Origin of the sequence: Vibrio sp. V03_P4A6T147, from assembly GCF_002241085.1 — a bacterium.
GTDB classification, from domain to species: domain Bacteria; phylum Pseudomonadota; class Gammaproteobacteria; order Enterobacterales; family Vibrionaceae; genus Vibrio; species Vibrio anguillarum.
In genome coordinates, this window is sequence record NZ_NDIO01000204.1 from 1 (window position 1) to 2,392 (window position 2,392).

Annotated in this window: 2 protein-coding genes; one reads left to right on the forward strand and one right to left on the reverse strand. The window is 43.0% G+C overall.

The features are described 5' to 3' along the window. Window positions 1–104: 104 nt before the first annotated feature. A complete protein-coding gene (locus B9J84_RS08220; RefSeq protein ID WP_017043564.1) occupies window positions 105–1,490 on the forward strand; it encodes a DASS family sodium-coupled anion symporter in 1,386 nt (461 codons plus the stop codon). A 64-nt stretch (window positions 1,491–1,554) separates the two neighbouring features. Here the strand turns inward: B9J84_RS08220 and B9J84_RS08225 are convergent, their stop codons facing one another. Next, window positions 1,555–2,178: a DUF2057 family protein gene (locus tag B9J84_RS08225; protein ID WP_179217543.1), complete on the reverse strand. Its 624-nt coding sequence runs from the start codon at window positions 2,176–2,178 to the stop codon at window positions 1,555–1,557. Window positions 2,179–2,392: the final 214 nt, after the last annotated feature.

The following is a 2,392-nucleotide window of genomic DNA, read 5'->3' on the forward strand; positions in this document are numbered from 1 at the left end:
CCATAGTCTTGATAAGGTTAACAATTTCGCAATAATTATTATCTCCTTGTTTGAATATGTGTGATCATATTGTTGCCAGTAGGCCCTCATAAGGAAAAATAATAATGAATAGAAATGATAGTGTCCCTTTACCCTCCAACACCCGAGAATGGTTTTTTAACCGTAACAGCCTTATCATCCTAGCCGATATTGTCCTGTTTTTTGTCCTGTACAATGCCTTGCCTGTTGATTCTAATGTCGCTTTGGGCATTAGTATGCTGGCATTTATTGCTGTGCTGTGGTTAACGGAAGCTTTACATGTCACGGTCACAGCCATTCTTGTGCCTATCATGGCCATCGTTTTTGGTGTTTTTAACACCCAAACGGCGCTCAATAACTTTGCTAACTCGATTATCTTCCTATTTTTAGGTGGATTCGCATTGGCTGCTGCTATGCATCGGCAGGGTCTGGACAAAGTTATTGCCGATAAAGTTCTTATCATGGCGCGCGGAAAAATGAGCGTTGCGGTATTCATGTTGTTTGGTGTGACTGCCGCGCTTTCAATGTGGATCAGTAACACCGCCACCGCTGCGATGATGCTACCGCTGGTGCTTGGTGTACTCAGCAAAGTGGATAAAGACCGTGGTCATTCGACCTATGTTTTTGTGCTGTTAGGTATTGCTTACAGCGCCAGTATTGGTGGTATTGCCACCATCGTAGGAAGCCCTCCTAACGCGATTGCCGCTGCTGAGGTTGGTCTTTCATTTACAGATTGGATGAAATTTGGTGCTCCAACGGCGGCGATTATGCTGCCCATTGCGATTACTATTTTATATTTCGCATTAAAACCGGATCTTAATGGAGAGTTCGAGCTCAATTATGAACCTGTTACTTGGGATAAAGGTAAAGTCGTCACGCTTGGTATTTTCGCATTAACGGTTTTTTGTTGGATATTTAGCAAACCAGTCAATGCCATGCTGGGTGGTTTTGCGAGCTTTGATACTCTGGTTGCGCTGGGTGCGATTGTTTTGGTCAATTTTGCCCGAGTGGTGCACTGGAAAGATGTAGAAAAAACGGCAGATTGGGGGGTATTACTGCTGTTTGGTGGCGGTATTTGCTTGAGCAACGTACTTAAGCAAACGGGAACCAGCGTTTTCCTAGCCAATGAACTAAGTGCCCTGATCTCTCATTTAGGTCTGTTCTTTATTGTATTCGTGATTGCTGTTTTCGTGGTGTTCCTAACGGAATTCGCGAGTAATACAGCCAGTGCAGCGCTGCTTATTCCGGTGTTTGCCAGTGTTGCTGAAGCCTTTGGTATCTCACCCGTGATTCTATCTGTATTGATTGCTATTGCGGCTTCTTGTGCATTTATGTTGCCCGTTGCGACGCCACCCAATGCGATAGTGTTTGCCTCTGGACACATTAAGCAAAGTGAGATGATGCGAGTGGGTATGATGCTAAATATTGCTTGTATTGGCTTGCTGACCATGATTGCGATGCTGTTCTGGTAAGCTAAGCACAAACTACTTCAATACTAATGAGCTCTCAATTCAGAGAGCTCATATTGAGATGTTATTACTGTTGGTTAACGAATTCTTTAAAGCGTGCTTTCGTTTTCTCATCAGCCTTGTTGTACCAAAAATGCAGCATTTCTTCGGCGGCGTTTTGTACATTTCCTGACTGAGCTAGTTCATTTTGCAGCATAGCAACATCCGTCATTCCAATAGCTGCAATACCCCCTGCGCGATTATAGTCATTTGCTTCACGGATATAGTCACGGCCTACTTGATACCCTTCTTTAAGAAGGCGATCTTGCTTTATCTCTAGTGTTTGGCTTGCTTGGTCAATCAGTGACCATTGCATTGTTTTAATCTCTTTCTCTGCTCGATGTGCATCACGGTATTCAGGCATGGCAAAATTCAGTTTTGCATCCTTTGCGGTGAATGTGGCAATGACTGCATCGCTTTCGATAATCACGCGATCATTCCCTTGCGTAAAATAAGGCGCGTATTTGAAGACGATTTGTTGTTCACCATCGGCCAGCTCAAGGCTTTTCGCTGAGGAAAATAGGCTGCCAGAAGTTTCGGGCTTCTGACCATTCACCGCTAATAAGTTAATGGTGTCTGGAATTTCAAGAGTGATATTAGCCAATACAGAGGCACTAAAGATCATGGTTAATGTACATAAAGCCGGTTTAATTAGGTTCATTATTTTATCCTTGCAAGCAATAGAGTAGAGGTTGCCGATAGTTGGTTGTAAAAGCAAGTTCTCAACGGCATAAGTGACTAATTTTCATTGAAATGTAACATCTTTAGTGCGAGGCATGCGTCATGCATTCGTCAATATTATCAGATCGTTAGTCACGTGATAATGTCATTCTCTTAATTTTAAATTATGCCATTCAGTCTTCTTC

Coding starts and splice junctions, on each gene's coding strand:
- B9J84_RS08220 (WP_017043564.1), top strand. CDS start 105: ATGAATAGAAATGATAGTGTCCCTTTACCCTCCAACACCCGAGAATGG.